A 24499-nucleotide genomic window follows, 5' to 3' on the forward strand; every position below is an offset into this window, starting at 1 on the left:
CCAGAATCCTTCCGAAGATTTCCTTTGAGTGTTAGGGCTGAGCGGCCCTAGCGGCTGAGCTTGCGGTGGGTAACGCGAGACGGACGGGCGGCGTCCTCACCGAGGCGCTCGACCTTGTTCTTCTCGTAATCGCCGAAGTTACCCTCGAACCAGAACCACTGGCCTTCCGCGACATTGCCTTCCCAGGCCAGGATGTGGGTACAGGTGCGGTCGAGGAACCAGCGATCGTGGGAAATAACCACGGCGCAGCCGGGGAACTTTTCCAGCGCGTTTTCCAGGGAGCCCAAGGTTTCCACGTCCAAGTCGTTGGTCGGCTCATCGAGGAGGATCAGGTTGCCGCCCTCTTTGAGGGTCAGGGCCAGGTTCAGGCGGTTGCGCTCACCACCGGAAAGAACCTTAGACGGCTTCTGCTGGTCCGGGCCCTTAAAACCGAATGCGGAGAGGTAGGCGCGGGACGGCATCTCGTTCTGGCCAACGTGGATGTAGTCCAGCCCATCGGAGACGACCTCCCACACGGTGGCCTCTGGGTCGATGTTTTCGCGTCCCTGGTCAACGTAGGAAAGCTTGACGGTCTCGCCGACGGTGACAGAACCGGAATCCGGCTCTTCCAGGCCCACGATGGTCTTGAACAGGGTGGACTTACCCACACCGTTCGGGCCGATAACACCGACGATGCCGTTGCGCGGCAGGGTGAAGGACAGGTCCTTAATAAGGACGCGACCATCGAAGCCCTTGGTCAGGTCCTTGACCTCCACAACCTTGTTGCCCAGGCGCGGCGGGGTCGGAATCTGAATCTCCTCGAAGTCGAGCTTCTTGTACTGCTCGGCTTCTGCAGCCATCTCCTCGTAGCGCTGGAGACGGGCCTTGTTCTTGGCCTGGCGCGCCTTCGCACCGGAACGAACCCACGCGAGTTCTTCCTTGAGGCGCTTCTGCAGCTTCTTGTCCTTAGCACCAGCAACTTCGAGGCGCTCAGCCTTCTTCTCCAGGTAAGTGGAGTAGTTGCCCTCGTAGGGGTAGAGCTTGCCGCGATCAACCTCACAGATCCAGCCCGCAACGTGGTCGAGGAAGTAGCGGTCGTGGGTCACGGCCAGGACGGCGCCCGGGTAGGACTCGAGGTGCTTCTCCAACCACTGGACGGACTCGGCGTCGAGGTGGTTAGTGGGCTCGTCGAGCAGCAGGAGATCCGGTTCACTCAGCAGCAGCTTGGCCAGCGCGACGCGGCGGCGCTCACCACCGGACAGGTTAGTCACCGGGTCATCAGACGGCGGGCAGCGCAGTGCCTCCATGGCCTGCTCGATCTTGGAGTCAACCTCCCACGCATCCGCGTGGTCGAGCTCCTCCTGTAGCTTGCCCATTTCTTCCATGAGCTCGTCGGAGTAGTTGGTGGCCATCTCTTCCGCGATCTCCTCGAAGCGCTGCTTCTTCTGGAAAATCTCCCCGAGGCCTTCTTCGACGTTCTCGCGGACCGTCTTCTCCTCGTTGAGCGGCGGCTCCTGGAGGAGGATGCCGACCGTCTTGCCCGGGTCAATGAAAGCCTCGCCGTTGGAAGGCTGATCGAGGCCGGCCATAATTTTCAGGATCGAGGACTTACCTGCACCGTTGGGGCCCACGACGCCAATCTTGGCGCCCGGGTAGAAAGCCATAGTGACATTGTCCAAAATAACCTTGTCACCGATGGCCTTACGCACGTTTTTCATCGTGTAGATGAATTCGCCCATGTTTCACCCTTTACTTCTGTCAGGATTGGTCAATAACAGTACAAAGAGTACATCACATGGGCGGTGGTAGTCCCCCGTCCTTAGGCCATAGCTTCTTCTGGCGCCGGTTCGCGGTGAGCTTCGGCCGCGCTCTGCGCTTGCTGACGATCCGCCGCAGTATCCTGCGGGGTATCTCCCGACTGCAGAGCAGCCGGCAATGCCTCATCCTCCGCAGTACTCGGCGGTGCCGTGTAATCCACATCCAGTACTGGCGGATTCTCCCCCAGCCAGAGGGCTTCGCTGCCCTCCTCACCATAGGAAGTACCAATCTTGGTGGAGGTGATGCAGAAGCGGTTGAGGTCGAGGCCCACGTGGGCGATCTTGATATAGGTCCTAGAGCGCTTTGCCCCGTTCTTATCCTCCCACCGGTCCGTGACAATGGAGCCCATAACAAAGACCGGCATGCCCTTAAACAGGGACTTCTTAACATTGATGGCGCACTGGCCCCACACCTCACCGTCGATATAGTTAAGGTCCAGCTCCCGCCACACAGTCTTGCCCTCGTCATCCTTTTCCGGAACGCTGCGCGAGGAAGCAAAGCGGAGGCGGGCCTTGTACATGGTTTCGCTGATTTTGGTCAGGTGGGGGTCGTGAGTCAGGCGCCCCGTGAGTGAAATTGGGTATTGAGACATTGCGTGATTCCTTTGCTGTTTGTGGCTGGTGCTCTTTTCAATGCGAGGAAGCGATGCGCCTCCCGTACCTCGCATCATCGCCACCCATCAGCGCGCCCGCAATGACCTCACTGCCAACCTGTGGATAACTTGTTGAAAGCATCAACAACATATCCGTTTCGCCCGGTAAGCACTCTTTTTCACGCACCCAGGGTGGGCACTCCCGCTAGTGCTGGCGGAAGGTGGAATCATCCCCTTCGCTCATCTGCTTGAGCATGGCGTTATAGCTTTCCAAATCAGCATCGCCGTCAATATCCGCCTTAGCATCATGGCGCCGAGCGGTGGCACGATCCTCCCGCAGCCAGTCAAGGAATAGCGAACCAAACACAATCACCAGCGGGAATTGGCCGAAGCCCCAGGAAATACCGCCGCCGGTTCGTTGGTCCGTGACAAAGTCCGGGTGCCACGGCAAGCTCAAGGACTCATAGAAGTCCAAGCCCAGAATGACTTGCATCTGCATGAGGTAGACGCCGGCAAAAAGGTGCAGGGGCATCGACACGAAGAGGATGAGCAGGCGAATGCCCGTCGGCGCGCGCCACGGCAACGGGTCCGGGCCAATAACTTCCCAGTAGTAGATGTAGCCAGAGATCAAGAAGACCCAGTTCATAATCACGTGCCCAGCGTGTTCCGAAATGGCGAGCTCATAAAAGTTCGGGAAAAGGTAGAGCACGTAAAGGAAAGCCAGGAACTGCACAACGTTGACCGCTGGATGCGTAAGAATGCGCAAGGTACGAGCCTTGGTGAGGGCGACGGCGGCGTCGTGAAGCGTGGGCTTGCCCGGCTCCCCAGGCTCAAAAGCTTCCATCACTAAGGTCACCGGAGCGCCCAGCACAAGGCACAGCGGGACTGCCATGGACAGAATCATGTGCACCAACATGTGCATGGAGTACAGCGCCGGCATATACAAGCCGATGCCATTGCTCATAATCAGCGTCATGCCCAGCGCTCCCACAAGGAACCACGCAGTGCGTCCTGCCGACCACGTCAGCCCGCGGCGCTTGAGGCGCCACAGCGCGTACAGGTAGAAGCCGGCCAGCACGATCCCCAGCGAGCCAAACATGAGATCAAAGCGGAACATGGTCCACACGTTGGTGGCGGTGGGGGCGTCGAAAAGCTCATAGCCCAGCAGAATCTGCATGGCGTTGAGATTCGGGTCCCGCGGCGGCGGGGGCGGCGTACGGCCCATCGAGATGGCTACGCCAACGGTCGCCGCCATGATGAGAACCTCAACCACAGCCACCCTGATAAACAGGCGCGGCGAACTCTTCAAGTGAGGGATGGTAACCCGTCGGTGCACGAAGCCGATGGCTGCCAACACCACGGTGAGCACCGCTTTGCTCAGCACTAACAGGCCGTACCGAGTAGTGAACAGATCCCCGAACTCAACGCGAATCAGCGCATTAACTACGCCTGTAGCTGCCAGCCCCACGATGGAGAACAACGCGACCGAGGAATAGCGACGCACCGCCACACCCATATCTGGGCCAAGGCGGCGGCCATGGGCGATGAGCCCCATGAGTCCACCGACCCAGAGCATGATGAAGAACAGGTGCAGCAGCAGCGAGTTCGTACCGTAGTCATGATCGCCACCGGAAGCCGAGTGGCCCTCCATCCCGAGAGGCACCGTCAGCAACAAGGACAAGAAAAACGTTCCGACTTGGCCCGCCCACGTGCGTGCGACAAAACCAGATACGGCAACAACCACTGCGATAGCTGCGGTGAGCAGCCAGACTTGCGACGCCGCGATCTGCCCCACTGCCATGCCCATGAGCTCCGGGTTGAGAACCTTAGCCAACGGGGTACCGGTGAGATCCGACATGACGAGAGGGACCTCTAATAAAGACACCACCGCGGCGCCCACCGCCGCCCATGCGCCGGTCCGCGCTGCGATGTGCCCATCGACGGTGAGCGTGGCCTTGATGAGACGCTCGTTGTCCTTATCCGGTACCGCCGGGTAAATAAAGAAGGCGCTCGACATAAAGGAGCCGATCGAAAGCGCCATGAGCATCCACGCGATAGCGCGGAAGAAGGGAAGGCCGAACGTTGTCATGCGCCCTGGGTCGGGGATGCCTAGGGCGGCGAGCGAGTCCGCAAGAAAGAACAGAGAAATAATTCCGCCCACGAGGCCCGCGAAGACGATGAAAGAAAGATTCAACAAGCGGGAAGGCTGCGCTCCCGACGTCGAGCGCGCCGACCCCCGAAAGCGCTGTGAGCTGGGAGTTTCTTTCTCAGTGTGCATGGTGGGCAGTCTACCGCCACGGAGGTTCTCTTACCTAAAAGGTAGTTTTTTCTCAGCTTTCGGGTAGTCTGCTCTTATGGACTCTCGCCAGCTTCACCATTTTCGGTCCGTTGTGGACCACGGTTCATTCACGCAAGCTGCGGAAGCACTGCAGCTCACGCAACCTTCTTTAAGCCTAACCGTGCGCAAACTTGAAAAGGATCTCAACGTGAAGCTGCTCTCCCGCGGGCGCGGTGGAGTCCGAACCACAGAGGCCGGAGATTACCTCTATGGCGTCGCTACCTCGATAGATTCCCTTCTTACCACCGCCACCACGCGCCTTGCCGAAATTGCATCCGGCAGCGCGGGCTCGGTGACGTTATGCTCCGCCCCTGAGTTCAACTGGCTTTATATGCCTGAGATTCTGTGCCGCATGCGCCAGCGCGCACCGGAGGTAAGTGTTTCCTTAAAGGACTTAGAACCAACCGCCACGTTGAGAGAGGTCCTGGATGGCTCAGCGGAGTTAGGAATCCTCCTCACCACTAACCCACAGCGCTTCCGCCAAGACTACGGCGCGCAGCTCACCATTGACTGCGCCGCAGAAATTGAGGTGCGCGTCGCGCTCCCCGAGAGGCTAAAAGGCTTGCCTGACCCCGTGCGGTTGACCGACCTGAGCGCTGAGACCTGGCTCTTGCCGCCGCGCTGGCCGGAACTCAGCGGTTTGCCGGAAGCAATGGATCAGGTGTGGGCTAAGTCGGCATTAAGCAAGCCCGTCACGGTCCAAGAAGTTCCCACATTGCAAACGGGGTTGCCACTCGTGGCGGGCGACTACGGCATCAGCCTCCTGCCGCACACCGCGCAGGCTTTGGGCCAGCAGGGAGTCCACTTCCGGCGAATCGCGGAAGCCCTCCCGACCGTGCAAGCGCTCGTCATCCACCGCGCGGACCGTGCGCTGAGCCCAGCGGCGCGCACGCTTAACGACGTCCTCCTCAACGCCAACGCCGAGCCAACGCCAGTGGTAGCCCGATAATCGGACTTCACGCCCCGGTGCGTTATGATGGCGCGGTACGCCTCCATAGCTCAGTGGATTAGAGCAGTGGGTTTCTACCCCATGTGTCGCGGGTTCGAATCCTGCTGGGGGCACGCAGGTCAGGGCCACTTTTGGGGTTTTATTAAGCCTCGGAAAGTGGCCTTTGGGCACAATTTGGACACACTCTTATGGACATCACCCTCGCGACTTTTGACCACGCTCCACAATCCGCGCTGCGCGGAATGCGCTTCAGCAATGCCTGGGGGACGTCACCAAGCTATGCGGAGTCACGCCGCGGAGTGCTCACCGGGCAGTACCCGCAGCGCGGAGCCACAACGCGCATCACGGACATCTTTGCGGCAGCTGGCTTCGAGGTTCGGGAGGACACCCGCCCCGCATCATCACGGGTCTTTCGGCTTCTTGAGCAACCAGACCCCCACGTGTTGGATGATCTCGATGGCGTCGTGGCGGTGTGTTCCCTGCAGGATGATAAGGCCGCGATGTCTTTCCTGTGGCCCGGAGTTGCAGAGTCCGGGGAGTGCACTGAGCTTGTCTCCCCGCTCGACCTAGCTCCTACCCTCGCGGCGATCGCGGGGCTTGATGTGCGCCCCAACGCCCCCTTGTCATTCGACGGGCTCAATTTGGTGCCGGTTCTACGTTATGGCGCCTCCGGGCACGGGGCTCTCTTCTTCGACTACGGAGTGCGCATGCAGGACGCCGTGCTTGTCGACGGCACCGCTACCCCACCCAGCGCCCTGCCGCGTCTGCGGGATGAATGGGAAACGTGGAAGCGGTTCATGGCGATGGGCCCGCTGCAGTAATTTGCAGAAACTACCGATTACTCCACTGGAATGACGACCCAGAGGATGAGGTAGAGCAGAATTCCTGAGAAGCCCAGCAGCGTGGCAACAACGAAGAGGATTCGCACCAAGGTCGGGTCGAGGTTGTAGGTCTGTGCGATGCCGCCGCACACGCCTCCGAGCATCGTGTCAGTTGTGGAACGGGTCAAACGTTGGTTGTTCATGATGTCTCCTTTCACTGTCCATTATCCAGAGTTGGGCCGAAGGGTTCATCGGTGTTTACCCTGATTTAGACCCTGATTGCTCTACGCTGGGTGGAAACTTCCCACCCTGAGAGAAAGGACGCCGTTTCATGGCTCACTCCCCCGGGCTGCCCGCCCCTACCCGCTCCTCGTATGCGCTGCTGACCGGCGCTAGCCAGGGCATTGGCGCTGCGATGGCCAAGGACCTAGCCGCCCGCGGCTACAACGTCATTCTCGTTGCCCGCCGCGAAGACGTCCTTGGATCCATCGCCGCGGACCTGCGCTCGCGCCACGAGGTGGACGCCATCGCGCTGGCAGCGGACCTCTCCGAGGTCGCAGACGTGGACCGCGTCATCGAGTTCATGGCGGGCAAGGAAATCTCCATCATCGTCAACTCGGCGGGCATCGCCAGCTTTGGCAAGTTCATGGAGCAGGACTGGGATTATGAAACCCGGCAGTTCGACCTCAATGCAAAGGCCGTTCACCGCCTGACGCGCGCCGCCCTTGAGCAAATGCTGCCGCGACGCAGCGGCGCTATCTGCAACGTGGGATCGGCCGCGGGCAACGTCTCCATCCCGAACAACGCCACCTACGTGTTCACCAAGGCAGGTGTTAACGCGTTTACGGAGGCCCTGCACTACGAGCTCAAGGGCTCCGGCGTGACCTGCACGCTGCTTGCCCCCGGCCCGGTGCGCGATGCCGTCATCCCCGAAGAAGAGCAATCCATCGTGGACAAGGTAGTCCCGGATTTCTTGTGGACCACCTATGAGTCCTGCTCCGAAGAGACCCTGGAGGCCATGGCCCGCAACCAGCGCCGCGTGGTCCCTGGGCCGCTATCAAAAGCAATGAACGCGTTGGGCAAGATTGTGCCCACCCCAATTGCTGCACCGCTCATCGGCAGCTTCTATTCCAAGATGGCCTAGGACATAAAAATGCCCGCTCTCCTCCGTGGAGAGCGGGCATTGCTTTACTTGCCTTGGAGCGGCGATTGCTCCGCGATAGCCTTCTGTGCGGCCTCCTCCCGGGCGAGCTTGCGCTCTACCCAGAACTCGGCGTTCTTGATGCCCAACGCTTCTGGGTCAAATTGCGGGTCCTTGCCAGCTGCCTTCTGTGCGCTGTAATCCTTGAGGCACTTGAGGGCCGGGACCTGTAGGAAGAGGATGGCGATGATGTTGAGCCACGCGGTCGCGCCAACGCCGATATCGCCCAGCGCCCAGGCAGCACCCGGAGTCGTCGTTGCGCCAACAACCACGGACACCACGAGGAGAATGCGCAGGAGCCACACCAGCGCGCGGCGGGCGGTCTTGTTGCTGATCCAGCGGTTGAAGTAGGTCAGGTTGACCTCCGCCATGTAGTAGTACGCCAGAACGGTGGTAAAGGCGAAGAAGGCAATAGCGATGGCAACGAAGCTCGGGCCGAAACCTGCCAACAGGGTGTCCAGACCGTGCTGGACAAAGCCCGGACCGACCTCGACCCCATCCGGGATCGAACCGGCGTAGCGCACCGGGCCATCCTCCGACTCGCCTTCGAAGACCTTGTACATGTCGGTAGAAATGATGATGAATGCGGTAGCGGAGCACACGAAGAGGGTGTCAATGTAGACCGCGAAGGCCTGCACGAAGCCCTGCTTGGCCGGATGGGATACCTCCGCAGCTGCGGCAGATTGTGGGCCGGTACCTTGGCCTGCCTCGTTGGAGTAGATACCGCGCTTCACGCCCCACATGATGGCCGAGCCCAACAGTCCGGAGAAAGCCTGCTCCGCACCGAAAGCGGACTTAAAGATCATGCCGAAGACCTCAGGGATCTGGTTGAAGTTCATGATCAGGATGATGATGGCAAAAAGGATATAGGCGCCGGCCATGAACGGGACCACGAGGGAGGCGAAATTAGCGATGCGCTTCACGCCACCAATAATGATGATGGCGAGGATTCCGCCCAGAATCACGGCAGACCAACCGACCTCAACACCCCAAGCGTTCTGAACGGCCGCAGCCACGCCGTTAGCCTGAATGCCGGGCAGGAAGTAGCTGGTGGCAAGGATCATCGCAATAGCGAAGACGATTCCATAGACCACCATGAAAGGACCGGCCTTGGTGTGCTTATAGGCCTTCTCAATGTAATAAGCCGGACCACCGCGGTATTCGTCGGTGTCTTGGTCCTTCTCCTTATAAACCTGCGCCAAGGTACATTCCACGAAAGAAGTTGCGGAACCGAGCAGAGCCACCGCCCACATCCAGAACACGGCACCTGGGCCGCCGAAAGCGATGGCGGTTGCAACGCCCGAAATGTTTCCCACGCCAACGCGGCCCGCCAGGGAAATCATCAGCGATTGGAAGGACGAGACACCTGAATCGGAGCTTTCGCCGTCCTTCAGCTGTTTAATCATGTCCGGAATGCAGCGCACCTGTAAGAACTTGGTGGCCAGGGTGAAATAAATTCCCGCGCCGAGGCACAGGAAGACTAATGCTGGTGACCAAATTAATGAGTTGAGAGTGTCAAGAAAGGCTGACATCGGTAGGTTTCCGTCCTTCGATATATGTGAGTGCCATCACTTTAAAGGCTGACCTAATAATGTCCCATCTCCCAAGGGTTTGGTGAGAGAAATCATGAAAAAGTTCAAGAAGCCCTCGACACTGCCCCTCAATGTCAACCAGAAAACCCCAGCACACCTCGAATAAAAAGGCACCTTCCACAACAAGACCCCTCCTCACCCCCATTTACCCCCATCTCAGCCGACTAGGGCACCTCCCAAACCATGACCGAAGAGAAACTATGGTGGAAGCCATGAGTGATATCCCCGCCAAAAACGACCGCCTCGTCTGGATCGACTTGGAGATGACCGGACTTGAACCGCAGCGCCACGTAATCGTGGAAGTCGCCGCCGTCATCACGGACGCCGAATTAAACATCCTCGACGAGGGCCTCGACCTCGTCGTGCACGCTACAGAGGAAGAACTGGCGGAGATGGATGACTTCGTCACCGAAATGCATGCGAAGTCCGGTCTCGACAAGGAAATCCGGGAATCCACGATCACAATCGAAGAGGCGGAGGAAGCGGTACTGAAGCTCGTCGAGAAGCACTGCGACGCCAACCACCCTGCTCCCCTTGCAGGCAATTCCATCGCCACGGACCGCACCTTCATTCGTGAGTACATGCCGCGCCTGGACGCCGCACTGCACTACCGAATGATTGACGTTTCCACGATTAAGGAACTAGCACGCCGCTGGCACCCGCGGGCATACTACAACCAGCCACAAAAGGGCATGGCGCACCGAGCCCTGCAAGACATTATTGAGTCCATTCGAGAGCTCGACTTCTACCGCCGCAGCGTATTCCGCACGGACGACGGCCCCTCCACCGCGGAAGCGGAGGATCTTAAGGCTGCCACTACCGATGACTACCAGGCGTTTTTGTAAATTCAACGAGGTGAGTTAACCTGTATCTCGTTGCTTTCAGGCAACGATGGTGGCTGTAGTTCAGCTGGTAGAGCACCAGGTTGTGATCCTGGGTGTCGCGGGTTCGAGCCCCGTCAGCCACCCCGAATATGCCCCGCGCCCTGTTCCGACAGGATGCGGGGTAATTTTTTATGCCCGCCAACCTTAAGCATGTTAGCCTTACCTAAACTTAGGGCATGTGGGCTTCTGCCCTTACAAAAGATCTAAGCTCGTAAAGAGATAGCAAGGATTGTGATGACAATGGCTGACCAGGGCAAAGAGGCAGCGCCGAAGCGCAAACCCCGCAAGGCACATGAAGCGACCGTAACTGGCCGCCGCCAAGTATCTCCAGACCTGGTTCGGTTACACATGAACTCTCCAGCATTCATAGGCAAAGAGCTGGAGTTTACAGATCACTACATCAAGCTGTTGTTCGTGCCAGAGGGCGCCGATTACTCTTGGCCTTTTGATATTCAGCAGATTCGCGCAGAGCAACCGCGCGATAAGCAGCCGATTCTCCGCACCTACACCCTGATCAACGTGAACTCAGAAACCGGGGATTTTGACATCGATTTTGTGTCCCACGGTGATTCCGGCCTGGCTGGCCCCTGGGCACGCAGAGCCGAGGTTGGAGAGAAGCTCGGTTTCCTCGGCCCTGGTGGCGCGTGGGGACCAACCGAAGACTATGAGCACTTTGTGTTCGCCGGCGACGAGTCTGCAGCACCGGCCATCAGCGCTGGCTTGAAGCGGCTTCCCGACGGCGCGACTGCGACTGCATATATCGAGATCGAAGCCGAAGACCGCACGTTTGAACTGCCCACCCGCGATGGCGTGGAAATCACCTGGGTAGTCCGCAATGGCGCTACCCACGGTACTGAGCTATCCCGTGTGGTCCGCGCGGCTGGTATCCCCCAGGAGAAGAAAACCGGATGGTTCATCCACGGAGTCGCCGAAATGATCAAAGAGCTTCGTCGCTTCCTTTTCGTTGAATCCGGGATTCCCAAGGAAGACGTTTCTATCTCTGGCTACTGGCGTATCGGAATGACTGAGGACCAGTGGCAGGCCTCCAAGCGTAATTTCAACGCAGAGATTGAGGCCGAGGAAGAACGAGCTAAGGCCTAACGTTTGTTTTCGCGTTAGACTGCGGCAATGATCGATTTCACCGACACCGCCGACGTCGTTGCTCCCCAGCTTCTGGGCACGGTGCTCACGCACAACGGAGTTTCGGTGCGCATCACGGAGGTCGAGGCTTACCTCGGCGCAGACGATGAGGCCTCTCACGCCTTCAACGGCCGCACCCCGCGCAACGCCGCCATGTTCGGCCCGCCCGGCCGCCTCTACGTCTACATGTCCTACGGCATCCACCGGAACGGCAACATCGTCTGCGCGCCCGAAGGAACCGGTCAGGGTTGCTTGCTCCGCGGCGGGGAAGTCATCGACGAAGTAGACCTTGCCTACCAACGCCGGGGCGACACGGAATTTCATAACCTCGCCCGCGGACCCGGCAACTTGGGCAAGGCCTTAGGTTTCCGCCTCGAGGACAACGGCACGCCCATTCGCCTTAAACAACGCGATAAGGAACCTGAGTGGGTCCGCGGGCCGCGCATCGGCATCTCAAAGAACCAGGACGCCGCCCTGCGGTTTTGGATCCCCTTCGACAAGACAGTGTCTCGACGTCGCGGGCTCCCCCGCTAACCCCTACCGATGTATGAGTCTCAGGACTCATACACCGCATGTGGGCTCATGCACCGTATCTTTAAGCCAAGGCTGCCCGCACCAGCTCCGCTGCCTGCGAGGGGGTCTTGCCCACCTTCACACCGGCCGCTTCCAGCGCCGCCTTCTTGCCTTCTGCCGTACCAGAACCACCAGACACGATGGCGCCAGCATGCCCCATCGTCTTGCCCTCCGGCGCGGTAAAGCCTGCGATATACGCAATGACCGGCTTTGTGACGTGGTCCTTGATATAGGCAGCGGCATGCTCCTCTGCATCACCGCCGATTTCACCGATCATGATGATCGCCTCGGTATCGGGATCATTCTGGAAGGCCTCAATCGCTGAAATGTGCGTGGTCCCGATAATCGGATCACCGCCAATTCCTACGCACGTACTAAAACCAATATCGGATAGCTCGTACATCATCTGATACGTCAAGGTGCCCGACTTCGACACCAAACCAATCTTTCCTGGGTTCGGCGCAGTCTCTGCCGGAATAATGCCCGCATTGGATTCACCCGGTGTGTAGAGCCCCGGACAGTTCGGCCCAATGATGCGTGTTTTGGACTCTCGCCCCAGCGCATAGAGCTCAGCGGTGTCCTTCACCGGAATTCCCTCCGTGATGATGACCACGAGTTCAATACCGGCACGGATGGCTTCTTCCGCGGCGTCCTTAGTGAATTTTGCCGGCACAAAAATCACGGTGACGTTGGCCTCTGTCGCCTGCATGGCCTCACGCACGCTGCCGAAGACGGGAATCTCGCGCCCGTTAATATCGACGCGCTCACCTGCCTTGCGCGGGTTGACCCCACCCACAATGTTGGAGCCGGATTCCAGCATGCGGCGTGTGTGCTTCATGCCTTCGGATCCCGTCATGCCCTGCACGATGATCCGCGAGTCTTTGTTGAGAAAAATCGACATTGCTACTCCTAGTTCGCCAGCTCCGCAGCCCTGCGGGCGGCAGCATCCATGGTTTCTACCTGCTCCAGTTTGGGCAGGTGTGCATCATTGAGAATCGTGCGTCCAAGCTCCGCGTTGTTGCCGTCGAGGCGCACCACGAGCGGCTTGGGTTCAACCCCCTCCGAGTCCAGAATCTTGTAAGCCTGCACGATGCCTTTAGCCACTTCGTCACAGGCGGTAATGCCACCGAAGACGTTGACAAAGACCGATTTCACCTGCAGATCACTAAGAATCACTTCCAGCCCGTTGGCCATCACTTCGGCGTTAGCGCCACCACCGATGTCTAGGAAGTTCGCGGGCTTCGGCTGCGAAGGAAGATCCTCGCCGGCATAGGCCACAACGTCGAGCGTGGACATCACGAGGCCGGCACCATTGCCGATAATCCCCACGGAACCGTCGAGCTTCACATAGTTCAGCCCCATCTTCTGTGCCTTGAGCTCCAGCGGGTCGGTCGCGCCGTGGTCTTGGAGCTCGGCGTGCTCGGGGTGGCGGAACTGCGCGTTATCATCCAGCGTAATTTTCCCATCGAGCGCAATGATCTCACCGCTCGATGTCTTGACCAGAGGATTAACTTCCACCAGCGTGGCATCTTCCTCGGTATAGACCGTGTAGAGCTTCTTGAACACGGGCACGAGCTTGGCGACGTCCCCCTCATCAAACCCGGCCTCATACGCCATGTCCCGCGCCAGCGTGTCCGTCATACCGTCGAGTGGGGAGAAGCTGCGCTTAATCAAGGCATCCGGGCGCTCTTCGGCGAGCTTTTCAATCTCTACGCCGCCCTCCTTGGAGAGCATGGCTAGGTAGCGCCGCTTGGTGCGGTCGAGGAGGATCGAGAAGTAATACTCCGCCGCAATGTCCGCGCCTTCGGCCACCATGACCTTGCGCACGGTGTGGCCTTTGATCTTCAGACCCAAAATCTCGTTGGCCTTTTCCGCAGCTTCCGCGGGGCTATGCGCGAGCTTGACTCCCCCGGCCTTGCCGCGTCCGCCAGTTTTAATTTGCGCTTTGACCACGACCACCGGTGTCCCCAACTTCGCGGCTGCTTCTTCAGCCTGCACAGCTGAGGTCGCAACGATGCCTTTGAGGGTGGGAACGCCATGAGCTTCAAAGAGGTCTCGAGCTTGGTACTCGTAGAGATCCACTTCTGCCTCCATCTTTGCAGTGAAAACTAGTTCTCCACAAGATTCACCAAAACAAAGACGTGATGCAAACCACTTTACAGAAGCTAAAGCGTTACACTTCACACACTTTGCACTCCGTGCGCATGCGCCACAACGCTGCCCGTTACAGCCATTTGAACCACCGGCAAAGAATTAGCTGATTTAGCTTTCGGGGGCACCCTGGTCGGCGACGTCGATAAGCGCCGCCGCCCCAGGAGAGCTACTGATTAGCGGTAGCGTTGCCCGCAGACCAGGTGGCCCAGTCCATGTTCCAATCACCCAGACCATCGAGCGGGCTCAGCACGCCGCCGCCGGTGTTGGAGACCCTCACAATATCGCCGCGCTTGACCGTATTCTGGAACCACTGAGCGGCCTCGGGGGTTACATTGATACAGCCATGGGACTGGTTATAGCTGCCCAGCGCGCCAACTGCCCAAGGCGCCGCGTGGACATAGATACCCGAGTACGACATCTGGGTTGCCCACTGAACATCAGTCCTGTAGCCGCCGGCATCGAGAGCCAGGCCGAAGGTAGTGGAGTCCATAACGAGGGACGGGTACTTGTCACCGATGACGTAGGTGCCGTTCGGGGTATCCCACTGGCCATCCCTGCCCATCGAAACAGGCAAACGGCGCAGCACTTCACCGTTTTTGAACACCGACATCATCTTCGTGTTGTTGTCGACCAGCGCGATGACGCGGTCACCAATGGTGAAGTTAGTGGAAGCATCCTCGCCGCCGTAGATGCCGCCGCCGAGGTTGCGGCCGTACAGGTCGACATCGACGGTCACTTTCGTGCCGGGTTCCCAGTAGTTTTCCGGGCGCCACCGCACTTCCTGGTTGTTGACCCAGTAGAAGGCACCTTCAACGGCAGGCTCGGTCTTGACTGTGATTGCCTCTTCGGCCGCCTTGCGGTCGGTGACGTAGTTTCCGAATCGCACGCCGATGACCTGACCAACCCCCACCTCAGAATCCGGTATCGGGCTCAAGGCCACTTCGGACACACCTGCTGCCTGCGGGGTGGTGAAGGTGATGGTTTTATGGGTGCCGTCCTTGTCCGTAGCGTCAATGGTGTAGGTGCGGTTATACCCCAGCACTTCGGCGCTCTTCCACATCTTCGAATCAGACGACAGCTCATCGTCCACTTCGATGCCGGCTTCGTTGGTCATTGTCACCGACTTAAGCCCGGCCGGGGACGTCACCTCAACTGGCTTGGAGGGATCGACGTCGCTCGCACCGTCCTTGACGGAAAACTTCAGCTGCTTTGCCTTGGCGGCTGCCGACGCCGATGCTTCCGCCGAAGCGCTCGCTTTGATGTCAGCCTCCGATTGGCCAGTGGCCGGACCGGAATCCGCGGCACCACCAATAGTGCAGGCGGTTAAGAGTGAAGCGGTCGCAACGATACTCGAGAGAAGCATTGCGGGACGTGCGGAAGGGAATAGAGAATGCACACAAACCCCTAGCTCATAGAAAGACACAGACAATAATTAGAGTGCACATAGCCTAACCGCCCACGCACCCTACGAACCAGTTGGCGCCACCGCTCTTAACCGTTTCGTTACCCACCCGCCAGGCTTCCACATTCGCAACTCTTTGAGAGAAGCATTTAGCCATGGCATTAATCGCGGAAAACACCCATTTACCTGGCGATTTTACCTTTTTACGAAGAGGGTGTTAAAGTTACATCTCGTTGCACGGCAGGCACTGAGGAAATCAGAGCCGGTCAGAAACAACAAGCGCCATTAGCTCAATTGGCAGAGCAACTGACTCTTAATCAGTGGGTTCGGGGTTCAAGTCCCTGATGGCGCACAGTTTAAGCCCCTCACCCCCGTGGTGAGGGGCTTTTCCGATCCTAGCCCAAGACCTCGAGCTGCTGCGTTTTGGGGCGCCACCACGCGGCCTGCGCCGCCGTGAATTCCTTGTGCTCAAAGGTCGAGATTTCATCGAGCGCCCGCATGTACTCAGGCACCATCGCTCGCGGCAGCCGCAGACCCATCGTCAGGTGCGGGGTCCACCGCGGGCCCCTCCCCTCCGGGTTCAAAGCACTGAGGCGGCGCGCGGCGAATTCCAGCTCATCCGTGGTTTCTAAAAGCCACGCCACGGTCTGTTTACTCTTCGTCCCAAAGACCACCGTGCCCACGCGGCGAAAGGCCGCGGGCAGAAGCGGCGGGAGCAGGTTGCGGGCCTCGTCGACGACTGCGGTCTCGAGCGCCGGCGCGAACGTCACCGTAATGTGCGGGCGCTGGTGCTGCACCGGAAAGCCACGCTGAGCCAGGGCAGCATAAACGTCCCGGAGGGTATTTTCATCCTCTGGGGTGAGGTACAACAGGAGGTTTTCGGGCGAATTTCGGCTCACACAGCCCGAGTCTAACTAACCTCCCGCAGCGCCACGACGGGTTGCCCGCGGTGGTCCAGCACATCCGTCTCTACGCCGTAGACCTCGCGCAAGAGCTCCTCCGTGAGCACCTCCCCCGGCGCGCCATGGGCGCGGGCCTTGCCGCCATGGAGCACGACGAGCTGGTCGCACATCCGGGCCGCCAGGTTGATGTCATGAATCGCCACCAACGCAAGGCTTCCTTCCTCCCGAGCTTTTGCCCGCACGCGGCCCAAGACGAAGAGCTGCCGGTTGAGATCGAGGGCGGAGGTGGGTTCGTCGAGAAGCATGAGCCCAGGGGTCCCCACCAACATCTGCGCCACGGCGACGAGCTGGCGTTGGCCGCCGGAGAGCTCGTTGAGGTAGCGCTGCGCAATGTCGTCGAGCCCCATGGAGTGCAGGACCTCGGCGGTGCGGGTGATTGGGTCCTCGCACGCTTCGCGCCGCGCTGCAATCAGCACCGCTTCAAACGCGCGCAGCGCCGCGGTGTGCGGCAGGCCCTGCGGCACATAGCCGATAAGCTGGCGGCGCCGCTGTCCGCGCGGGCTCTGGCCGTCGACGCGAAAGTCCACCGTGCCGCCCCGCGCACGGTGCACGCCGGCGAGCGTCTTGATGGTGGTGGTCTTGCCGGACGCGTTCGGCCCCAGCAGCCCCACGACCTGCCCGCCGCGCAGGGTGGGAAGGCTCAGCCCGTCCACCACCGTGCGCGAGCCATAGCCGGCAGATAGATCGGTGATGGTGAGTTCTACGTCCACAATGCCCTCCTCCGGGTCATGACGATGGCGATGAAGAATGGCACGCCCAGAAGCGAGGTGACGATGCCGATGGGGATGGCCAGCCCGGGCTTAATCAGGAGGCTTAGCGCGTGCGCGGCGCACATCACCGCCGCACCCGCGGCCATGGAGGCCGGCACGAAATAGCGCTGGTCCTCACCCACCAACATGCGCGCAATGTGCGGGCCCACCAGGCCGATAAATCCGATGATGCCGGCGAAAGCCACGGTGGTGGCCGCGACGAGCGAGACCACGACGAGAACAATCACGCGTAGGCGGGAGGTGTTGATACCGAGGGCGGTGGCGCGGGCGTCACCAAGCCGCAGCGCCGTCAGCCGCCACGACAGCGCTCCCAGGATGGGCAACGCCACCGCAAGCACGCCGGCCAGCACGGCGTTGGCCTGCCAGCTAGCGCGGGTGAGCGAACCCATGGACCAAAAGACGATCTGCTGGAGAGCCTCGCTGGAAGAGCGGTATTGAATGAGCGCCAGCATGGCCTGGAAGAAGAAGACGAGGCCGATGCCGAGCAGCACCATCGTCTCGGACTTCGCACCGCGAATAACGGCGGCGACGACGATGATGGCCGTGGCCAGCGCCGCCGACAGCCACGCGATGAGCGCGAGGTTGAACTGCGGCTGGGCCAGAAGCTGCCAACGCAACACGATGGCGCTGGCCCCGCCGAAGGCAGCCGCCGCGGAGATGCCGAGGGTAAAGGGCTCCGCCAGCGGATTATCCAGGATGGTCTGCATCTGCGCGCCGGCCAGTGACAGGCTGGCCCCGATAAGCAGCGCCATGACGGCCATAGGCAGGCGCAGGCTCCACAGGACTGTACGCGTTTGCTTGTCGACGCCTCCCGGATCCACCATCCCCCGCAGCACCTGCCCCGGGGTGAGGTCGATGGCGCCAACGATCACGCTAAGAACGAATGCGGCGAGTGCTACGACGATAAGCCCGGCGACGATGGCGATGCGGCGGCGGGTCACTCGGGAGTGTTCGTGTGCGAGGGCCTCCACAGGAAGTTCCGCAGTTTCTGCGCGCGTGGTTTGTTCAGGGCTTGCGGTGCGCGTGGTTGATGTGAGAATGCTCATGACTAGTTGGTGCTGAAGAAGGTTCCGTCGCCGGGGACGGGCGAGTATTTCTCTTGGGCTTCGGCCCATTCTTGCTGGACGTTGACGTCTGCGTAGTCCTCTGGGTGGAGCCACGCGGCGATCTGGAGGAGCGCCAGGTAGTTGAAGGGCGAGTTGTAGAACTGGTGCCACAGGCCGTGGAGGTTGTGCTCCTTGACGGCGGAGAGGTCCTCAAAACCAGGTTGAACGCCGGCCAGCGAAGCGGCGCTGTCATGGGCGTCCTTTTCGCTGATGCCATAGCCGGCGGCAGCGAAGCCGGTGTGGCCCTTTGCGCTATCGACCTTGGCGGACCAGTCGCCGCCGGTGGCGATGATCATGTCGGGATTGGCGTCGATGACCTTCTCCGGGGTCAGCGCGCCGGACTCTCCCTCGATGATGCCGTCTGCCACGTTCTTTCCACCGGCGACGTTGACCAGCTCAGAAATGTTGGAGTCATTCCACGAGCCGCAGCAATCGGAGACACCCGCTGCGCGCCACACGAAGGTGGAGGGCTTGTCCTGCGCTTTCGTGGCGCGCTCGGTTACCAAATCCACGTTCTTTTGCCAGTCCGCGATGAACTCCTCCGCGCGGTCCTCGTGGCCGAAGATATCGGCGAAGATTTCCATGGTGGGAATGGTGTTCTCCAAGGGCTTGGCGCGGAAGTCCGTGACGGCATAGGTCAGGCCGGCCTGATCCAGCTTGTCGGTGAGCCCAGCGGTCTGGGAGGCCTCGTACTGATCCTTGGAGAGCACGATGAGGTCCGGGTCGAGGCTGATGAGCTCCTCCACAGTGACATCGCCCTTGGTGAAGCCGCCGATTTCCGGCAGCTCGTTGACTTTGGGCGTGGTCTTTTCCAACTCGCGGTAGTAGTCGGGCACATTCTGCTTCAGGTCCGATCCGATGGCCACGACCTTGTCCAGCGGGTCTTCCTTGTTGAGGATGCCGGTGGCAAAGACGCTGCGGCCTTCTCCCAGGATGACGCGTTCCGGCGCGTGGTCCAGCTCCACCTGGCGGCCGGCAAGGTCTGTGAAACTCACAGCGGCAGTCCCCTGCGCTCCCGTGGCCTGCTCGCTGCCGGCATCGGCATTGTCGGAGGCACAGCCCGCCAGCGCGCTGGCCAGCGCCGCCACCATGGCGCACGCCCCTACTACTCGCCCGGCGCGCGGACGGGATGCCTGGCCTGCAGGCGTCGATACGTGAAGCACGATTTCTCCTTCAAACTTTGGTCTTATGGTCTGTTCGGAGGTTCATACTACACAGACAGGTAAGGCTACCCAAAGCCTGCATAGAGTAGGCAATGCTTCCAGTAACGCATACGGAGCACAAAAATGCCCCACCCCGGGGTATTTCCCAAGGCAGGGCCTCTAGGTATGCAGTCGCGCCCAACGGCGCTAACCGGCTCTAGCGACGCTCAGCGAGCAGGCGCTGCAGTTCCTTGATATCGGACTTGCGGCGCTTGGAGCGGAAAACGGAGAAAGCGATAAGGCCTACGACGGCTGCACCAACGCCGGCGAGCGCCATCTGCACATTGCGCTCCTGCAGCTTCTGGGTTGCCGCGCCCTTAGCGTCCTCGACGAAGTTCTGCGGCTTGCTGCGATCAGCCAGCTCATCCAAGGTGCTAGCCAGCTGACGGCGGGTGCGCTCGATGTCGCGCTGGATATCATCAATGTTGCGTGCCACGTGAATCTCCTGAATTTGGCTTCGTTCGGTGTTGCTGCGGTTAGTGTCTTTCTAACCGTTGTGGTTCTAACGTCGACATTCTACATTGACCGCCAGCTCCCCTGCAGAGTTGGCCAACGTTTGTTTCACCCTCGGTGGCGTAGATACGCCAGATAGCCTCCCCGTAGGGCACGGTAAGGTAGACAGCATGACTGAAGCACAACGACTGTCCGTAGGAGACAAGGCTCCCGCTTTTTCCTTGAGCGATGATGCCGGCAACACCGTAAGTCTGAGTGACTATGCTGGCCAGCGCGTCGTGGTTTACTTCTACCCGCGCGCCAACACCCCTGGCTGCACGAAGGAAGCCTGCGACTTCCGCGACAGCCTGGAGCAGCTCAATGACATGAACATCGCCGTGGTGGGAATCTCCCCTGACAAGCCCGAGGCACTGGCAAAGTTCCGCGAGGACCATGAGCTCAACTTCCCGTTGCTGTCTGACCCTGACAAGGAAGTCATGACGGCTTATGCCGCTTTCGGCGAGAAGAAGAACTACGGCAAGATCGTCCAAGGCGTTATCCGCTCTACCTTCCTTGTAGAAGAGGACGGCACGATCGGCCAAGCCATGTACAACGTCAAGGCCACCGGCCACGTCGCCCGCGTGCTTAAGGGGCTCAACTAAACCGTGGAATCCAGCTCGAAGTCACCGGAGATTCTGGTCCCGAGGCGTCGCCCAGCGCAGGCGCGCAGCCGGGCCAAGTATGACCGGATCTTGTCCTGCGCGCGGGAGACGCTCGTGGACTATGGCTTCGAGTCCTTTACTTTCGACGAGGTCTCGCGCCGCGCGGAAGTGCCGATTGGCACGCTCTACCAGTACTTCGCCAACAAGTACGTGCTGATCTGCGAGCTCGACCGCCAAGACACCGCGGAGATGTTGGCTGAGGTTGAGCGCTTTTCCCAGCGCGTTCCTGCCCTGCAATGGCCGGACTTCCTCGAAGAATTCATCGACCGCATGGCTCGTGTTTGGCGCAACGATCCCTCGCGCCGAGCGGTGTGGCATGCCGTGCAGTCCACACCCGCGACCCGCGCCACGGCCGCCGACACGGAGCTCAGCCTGCTCAAGCCCATCGCGGAAATCATCGAGCCTCTTGCCCAGGGCATGGACGCCGATGCCCGCGTGGAGATCGCCGCCTTCCTCGTCCACACCGTGGTCTCCCTGCTCAACTACAGCACCATGCGCTCCGAGGAAAGCTTTGATGGCGTGGTGGAAGAGATTAAGCGCATGCTCATCGCCTACCTCTTCGCCATTGCCACGAGCGCCTAGCCACCCCCAGCGAAGCCAGGTGCACCCAGGCGTGTTTAGCGCGAAAGGTACACAATGGCGGTGGCGTAATCGCCATCGTGGCTGATGGACAGCGCAGTTGAAAAATCCCCCAAGGACTCCCGCGCGAGGCGGGCAATCTCACCACGCAACTCGAGTGCTACTCGCCCCCACGCATCCGGGCGGACCTCAATCTCCGCCCAGTCCACGGCTTCCTCTGCGATGACCGGCGGGTGCGCGTAGAGCGCTTGCGACCACGCCTTGATGAAGGCCTCCTTCGCCGCCCAGCGCCCCGCCAGGTGCTGCGCGCGGGCAGCACCGCTCAGCCCCCGGGCCTGCGCCACGCGCAATTCGGAGGCGCTGAAAACCTGCGCGAAGCGCGTTCCGGGAAGCTCCAGCTGCTGGGCAAAGGACGGAATGTGCACTAGGTCGGTGCCCACGCTCACGCCACTTTTTGTCATGCGGGCAAGCTTAGCGTGCCAGCTCCTGTTTGAGCTCCTCCAGCTCGTCGCCGCCCGCCATCCACTGGGTCAGCTCCGGCAACGTGACCTCCTTCTTAGAAGCGTCCAGCGACATCTGCCCCACCGTGAGCACGATGAAGTGATCGCCCACGAGGTAGGCGTGCTGCGGGTTGTGCGTAATGAAGACCACGCCCATGCCGCGTTCGCGGGCGGCGTCGATAAAGCGCAGCACCATGCCCGACTGCTTCACGCCGAGTGCTGCGGTGGGCTCGTCCAGGATGATGTAGCGCGCGCCGAAGTAGATGGCGCGGGCAATCGCCACCACCTGGCGCTGGCCGCCGGAGAGCGCGGAGAGTTCCACGGAGACGTCGCCAAGCTCAATGCCCATTTCGGACAGCTGCTCGTGCGTAATGCGCTTCATCTCTTCCTCGCGCAAGCTCCCCAACGCCCCGGTGAGCTCCTGTCCCAAGAAAAAGTTGCGCCACACCGACAGCGAGGGAACCAGCGCCAAGTCCTGGTACACGGTGGCGATACCGGCGTCGAGGGAATCGCGAGGGCTGGTGAAGTTCACCTCTTCCCCATCGACGGTGATGGTGCCGCCGGTGGGCTGGTTGAGGCCGGCCAGAATCTTGATCAGCGTGGACTTGCCCGCGCCGTTATCACCCAGCACGCAGGTCACCGCGCCCTCTTTCACAGAAAGGTTGATGCCGCGCAGGGCGTGGAAGTTGCCGAAGGTTTGGGAAATATCGTGCAGCTCAATCATGGTTATCGCTTCCTCGTAAAGTTGGCCACCGAGGTGTTCGTGAGCACGGCGAAGAGCAGCATGGCGCCGAGGAAGAACTTGAACCAGTCGGGGTTCCAGCCGGCGTACACGATGCCCTGGTTGGTCATGCCGAAGATGAGCGCGCCGATGGCTGTGCCCACCGCGGTGCCGCGCCCGCCGGTCATGGAGCAGCCGCCAATGACCGCGGCGATGATGTAGAGGAACTCGTTACCGATGCCCTGGCCGGCCTGGATGGAGTCGAAGGCAAAGAGGGTGTGCATGCCCACGAACCACGCCGCGAAGCCGACGAGCATGAACAGCGCCACCTTGACGCGGCGCACGGGAACGCCGACGGCGCGGGCGGCTTCATCATCACCACCCACGGCGAAGATCCAGTTTCCCCAGCGCGTCTTGTACAGCACCCACGACGCAATGGCGACGAAGAGGATCCACCAGATGACGGTAGCGCGGATGCTCAAGCCACCGATGTGGATGGTGCCGGCAAAAATGACGCGGGCGGAGCCGAATCCTTCCATATCAGCGATGGTCGGGGTGGCCACCTGACCGGTCACCAGCTTGGTAATCGCCAGGTTGAGGCCCTGCAGCATGAGGAAAGCCGCCAGCGTAATAAGGAAGGAATCGATCTTGGTGCGCACCACGAGGAAGCCGTTGAGCGCACCGATGGCCAGCGCGGTCAGCAGGGATAGGCCCACGCCCACCCACGAGTTGAGGTGGAAGTTGTAGTTGAGCATGGTGGCCACGAGCGCCGCGGACGTCACCGCCACACCGGAGGACAGATCAAACTCATTACCAATCATGAGCAGGCCCACCGCCAACGCCACGATGCCCAGCGTGGAGCTGGCGTAGAGCACCGTGGAGAAAGCCTCAACCGAGCGGAAGGCGGGCGCCACGATCGTGAAGAGGACGAAGATGACCACCGCGCCGAGCAGGCTGGCCAGCTCCGGGCGGCGGATGAGGCGCGCGAAGCCGCTGCGGCGGGTCAGACGGGTATCGGAAGGGCTGGATAGCGCCTCGTCGGATGCAGTCGTGGTTTCGCTCATCGCAGACCTTCCTTAGCGGATTCGGAGATGATGTCCACGTTGGTGGAATCCACGAAGGAGGGGCCGGTATAAACCGGGCGGCCGCCGCCCATGGTGGATCCGTTGCGGTGCGCCAACCACAGCGAATCGACGGCGAGGTAGCCCTGCATATAGGGCTGCTGGTCGACGGCCCACTGGATCCGCTTATCCGCGATGGCTCCGACAAGCTCGGCGTTGGTGTCGAAGGTGGAGACCTTGGCCTTGGAGGAGGCGTCGGCAACCGCGTCGGCGGAGCGCATAGCCACGGAGGCCTGCAGCGCCATGACCCAGTCGATGGAGGGATCCTGGCTCAGCTTCGCGTTAATGGTGGACTGCGCGGCGGTCAGATCCTTTCCGTTGACGTACAGGAGCTCAACCTTGCCGTTGTCCAGCCCCTTCTTCACGCCGGCGCAGCGCGACTCCTGCGAGGAGTTGCCTTGCTCGTGGATAACGCACAAGACGTGCTTGGCGCCCTCATCCTTGAGGCGCTCGCCGGCCTTGGTGCCGGCGACTTTTTCCTCTTGGCCGAAGAAGGCGCTCATGCCGTACTTCTGGTAATCATCCATGCCGGCGTTAAGCCCCACGGTCGGGATGCCGGCATCGGAAGCCTTCTTGGCCACAGGCCCGATCGCACCAGAGTTGGGCATGGTCACGGCGATGCCATCCACGCCGGAGTCGATGGCGGACTGCACCAGGTTTGCCTGGTTGGGCGCTTCCGGATCGGAGGAATAGCGCAGCTCGATATTGTCCTTGCGGGCGGCATCCTCCGCGCCCTTGCGCACGAGGTCCCAGTAGGTATCCCCCGGCGCGCCGTGGGAGATCATGGCGACGACAAGGCGCTCGGTGTCGACGCCACCGGCTAGCTCGCCGTCAGCGTCGGGGCGGGGCGCGCCACCGGTGGCCGAACATGCTGTAAGCACGGCGGCGGCAGCGACCGAGATGAGACCTAGCAGTGGTTTCTTAGCATTTTTCACCCTTGC

Annotated in this window: 25 protein-coding genes and 3 tRNA genes; 11 read left to right on the forward strand and 17 right to left on the reverse strand. The window is 60.6% G+C overall.

Annotation, left to right across the window (positions count from 1 at the left end; translation table 11 throughout):
• Window positions 1-47 precede the first annotated feature (47 nt).
• The 3 genes from ettA to HMPREF2822_RS05940 form a co-directional block, all read right to left on the reverse strand.
• Window positions 48-1718 (reverse strand): energy-dependent translational throttle protein EttA, encoded by a 1671-nt coding sequence (gene ettA, locus HMPREF2822_RS05930; protein WP_070522290.1) that lies wholly within the window; start codon window positions 1716-1718, stop codon window positions 48-50.
• Between the two features lie 80 nt (window positions 1719-1798).
• Complete coding sequence (locus tag HMPREF2822_RS05935) at window positions 1799-2389, reverse strand: single-stranded DNA-binding protein (RefSeq protein WP_070522293.1); 591 nt, start codon at window positions 2387-2389, stop codon at window positions 1799-1801.
• Between the two features lie 205 nt (window positions 2390-2594).
• A complete protein-coding gene (locus HMPREF2822_RS05940; protein ID WP_070522295.1) occupies window positions 2595-4667 on the reverse strand; it encodes a bifunctional copper resistance protein CopD/cytochrome c oxidase assembly protein in 2073 nt (690 codons plus the stop codon).
• A 76-nt stretch (window positions 4668-4743) separates the two neighbouring features.
• On the opposite strand from HMPREF2822_RS05940, the gene HMPREF2822_RS05945 reads away from it, so the two are divergent.
• The 3 genes from HMPREF2822_RS05945 (at window position 4744) to HMPREF2822_RS05955 (ending at window position 6497) form a co-directional block, all read left to right on the forward strand.
• Window positions 4744-5676, forward strand: a complete 933-nt coding sequence (locus tag HMPREF2822_RS05945; protein WP_070522298.1) for a LysR family transcriptional regulator — start codon at window positions 4744-4746, stop codon at window positions 5674-5676.
• Between the two features lie 39 nt (window positions 5677-5715).
• A tRNA-Arg gene (locus HMPREF2822_RS05950) sits at window positions 5716-5789 on the forward strand.
• A 75-nt stretch (window positions 5790-5864) separates the two neighbouring features.
• Complete coding sequence (locus HMPREF2822_RS05955) at window positions 5865-6497, forward strand: hypothetical protein (RefSeq protein ID WP_070522299.1); 633 nt, start codon at window positions 5865-5867, stop codon at window positions 6495-6497.
• Window positions 6498-6514: 17 nt separating this feature from the next.
• Here HMPREF2822_RS05955 and HMPREF2822_RS05960 read toward each other — a convergent pair whose 3' ends face one another.
• On the reverse strand, window positions 6515-6700 hold the full coding sequence (locus HMPREF2822_RS05960; RefSeq protein ID WP_010191177.1) for a PspC domain-containing protein: 186 nt from the start codon (window positions 6698-6700) through the stop codon (window positions 6515-6517).
• 128 nt (window positions 6701-6828) lie between these two features.
• Here HMPREF2822_RS05960 and cmrA point away from each other — a divergent pair, with 128 nt between their 5' ends.
• A complete protein-coding gene (gene cmrA / locus HMPREF2822_RS05965; protein ID WP_070522301.1) occupies window positions 6829-7641 on the forward strand; it encodes a mycolate reductase in 813 nt (270 codons plus the stop codon).
• A 44-nt stretch (window positions 7642-7685) separates the two neighbouring features.
• Here the strand turns inward: cmrA and HMPREF2822_RS05970 are convergent, their stop codons facing one another.
• On the reverse strand, window positions 7686-9230 hold the full coding sequence (locus tag HMPREF2822_RS05970) for an alanine/glycine:cation symporter family protein (RefSeq protein WP_070522305.1): 1545 nt from the start codon (window positions 9228-9230) through the stop codon (window positions 7686-7688).
• A 272-nt stretch (window positions 9231-9502) separates the two neighbouring features.
• Between HMPREF2822_RS05970 and orn the strand changes: the two genes are divergently transcribed.
• The 4 genes from orn to HMPREF2822_RS05990 all read left to right on the forward strand — a co-directional run bounded on the left by orn (window position 9503) and on the right by HMPREF2822_RS05990 (window position 11848).
• Entirely contained in the window at window positions 9503-10135 is a 633-nt protein-coding gene (gene orn / locus HMPREF2822_RS05975; RefSeq protein WP_070522488.1) for an oligoribonuclease, read from the forward strand.
• A gap of 49 nt (window positions 10136-10184) precedes the next feature.
• Window positions 10185-10257 (forward strand) — tRNA-His (locus HMPREF2822_RS05980).
• Window positions 10258-10414: 157 nt separating this feature from the next.
• A complete protein-coding gene (locus HMPREF2822_RS05985; protein WP_070522308.1) occupies window positions 10415-11275 on the forward strand; it encodes a siderophore-interacting protein in 861 nt (286 codons plus the stop codon).
• A gap of 27 nt (window positions 11276-11302) precedes the next feature.
• Window positions 11303-11848, forward strand: coding sequence for a DNA-3-methyladenine glycosylase (locus tag HMPREF2822_RS05990; RefSeq protein WP_070522311.1), 546 nt, complete (start codon window positions 11303-11305; stop codon window positions 11846-11848).
• Window positions 11849-11909: 61 nt separating this feature from the next.
• Here the strand turns inward: HMPREF2822_RS05990 and sucD are convergent, their stop codons facing one another.
• From sucD to HMPREF2822_RS06005, 3 genes are all read right to left on the reverse strand, one after another.
• Window positions 11910-12788, reverse strand: coding sequence for a succinate--CoA ligase subunit alpha (sucD, locus tag HMPREF2822_RS05995; RefSeq protein WP_070522314.1), 879 nt, complete (start codon window positions 12786-12788; stop codon window positions 11910-11912).
• 8 nt (window positions 12789-12796) lie between these two features.
• On the reverse strand, window positions 12797-13969 hold the full coding sequence (gene sucC, locus HMPREF2822_RS06000; protein WP_198530959.1) for an ADP-forming succinate--CoA ligase subunit beta: 1173 nt from the start codon (window positions 13967-13969) through the stop codon (window positions 12797-12799).
• Window positions 13970-14207: 238 nt separating this feature from the next.
• Window positions 14208-15437 carry a L,D-transpeptidase gene (locus tag HMPREF2822_RS06005; RefSeq protein WP_070522321.1) on the reverse strand — a complete coding sequence of 410 codons (1230 nt, stop codon included), beginning with the start codon at window positions 15435-15437 and terminating at the stop codon, window positions 14208-14210.
• 285 nt (window positions 15438-15722) lie between these two features.
• Here HMPREF2822_RS06005 and HMPREF2822_RS06010 point away from each other — a divergent pair.
• Window positions 15723-15795 (forward strand) — tRNA-Lys (locus tag HMPREF2822_RS06010).
• A gap of 43 nt (window positions 15796-15838) precedes the next feature.
• On the opposite strand, the gene HMPREF2822_RS06015 is transcribed toward HMPREF2822_RS06010, so the two are convergent.
• The 5 genes from HMPREF2822_RS06015 to HMPREF2822_RS06035 form a co-directional block, all read right to left on the reverse strand.
• Window positions 15839-16342, reverse strand: a complete 504-nt coding sequence (locus tag HMPREF2822_RS06015; RefSeq protein WP_070522324.1) for a 2'-5' RNA ligase — start codon at window positions 16340-16342, stop codon at window positions 15839-15841.
• Window positions 16343-16353: 11 nt separating this feature from the next.
• Complete coding sequence (locus HMPREF2822_RS06020; protein ID WP_070522327.1) at window positions 16354-17115, reverse strand: ABC transporter ATP-binding protein; 762 nt, start codon at window positions 17113-17115, stop codon at window positions 16354-16356.
• Complete coding sequence (locus HMPREF2822_RS06025; protein ID WP_232755605.1) at window positions 17106-18221, reverse strand: FecCD family ABC transporter permease; 1116 nt, start codon at window positions 18219-18221, stop codon at window positions 17106-17108. Before HMPREF2822_RS06025 ends, HMPREF2822_RS06020 begins: the two co-directional genes overlap by 10 nt.
• Window positions 18222-18223: 2 nt before the next feature.
• Complete coding sequence (locus HMPREF2822_RS06030) at window positions 18224-19372, reverse strand: ABC transporter substrate-binding protein (RefSeq protein ID WP_070522330.1); 1149 nt, start codon at window positions 19370-19372, stop codon at window positions 18224-18226.
• A 268-nt stretch (window positions 19373-19640) separates the two neighbouring features.
• Window positions 19641-19919, reverse strand: a complete 279-nt coding sequence (locus tag HMPREF2822_RS06035) for a DUF3618 domain-containing protein (protein ID WP_010191207.1) — start codon at window positions 19917-19919, stop codon at window positions 19641-19643.
• A gap of 187 nt (window positions 19920-20106) precedes the next feature.
• On the opposite strand from HMPREF2822_RS06035, the gene bcp reads away from it, so the two are divergent.
• Together bcp and HMPREF2822_RS06045 are read left to right on the forward strand one after the other, a co-directional pair.
• A complete protein-coding gene (gene bcp / locus HMPREF2822_RS06040; RefSeq protein ID WP_070522333.1) occupies window positions 20107-20577 on the forward strand; it encodes a thioredoxin-dependent thiol peroxidase in 471 nt (156 codons plus the stop codon).
• 3 nt (window positions 20578-20580) lie between these two features.
• Window positions 20581-21219, forward strand: coding sequence for a TetR family transcriptional regulator (locus HMPREF2822_RS06045; protein WP_070522336.1), 639 nt, complete (start codon window positions 20581-20583; stop codon window positions 21217-21219).
• 35 nt (window positions 21220-21254) lie between these two features.
• Here HMPREF2822_RS06045 and HMPREF2822_RS06050 read toward each other — a convergent pair whose 3' ends face one another.
• The 4 genes from HMPREF2822_RS06050 to HMPREF2822_RS06065 are packed head-to-tail and all read right to left on the reverse strand — an operon-like array spanning window position 21255 to window position 24493.
• Window positions 21255-21677 (reverse strand): holo-ACP synthase AcpS, encoded by a 423-nt coding sequence (locus HMPREF2822_RS06050; RefSeq protein ID WP_070522339.1) that lies wholly within the window; start codon window positions 21675-21677, stop codon window positions 21255-21257.
• Window positions 21678-21687: 10 nt separating this feature from the next.
• The gene (locus HMPREF2822_RS06055; protein ID WP_070522342.1) at window positions 21688-22440 is read right to left on the reverse strand and encodes an ATP-binding cassette domain-containing protein; all 753 of its coding nucleotides are present in this window, start codon (window positions 22438-22440) and stop codon (window positions 21688-21690) included.
• A 2-nt stretch (window positions 22441-22442) separates the two neighbouring features.
• Entirely contained in the window at window positions 22443-23501 is a 1059-nt protein-coding gene (locus HMPREF2822_RS06060) for an ABC transporter permease (protein WP_070522345.1), read from the reverse strand.
• Complete coding sequence (locus tag HMPREF2822_RS06065) at window positions 23498-24493, reverse strand: substrate-binding domain-containing protein (RefSeq protein WP_070522495.1); 996 nt, start codon at window positions 24491-24493, stop codon at window positions 23498-23500. The genes HMPREF2822_RS06060 and HMPREF2822_RS06065 overlap by 4 nt, the downstream gene beginning before the upstream one ends.
• Between the last annotated feature and the right edge of the window lie 6 nt (window positions 24494-24499).

This window comes from Corynebacterium sp. HMSC062E11, from assembly GCF_001811845.1.
GTDB lineage: Bacteria > Actinomycetota > Actinomycetes > Mycobacteriales > Mycobacteriaceae > Corynebacterium > Corynebacterium hesseae.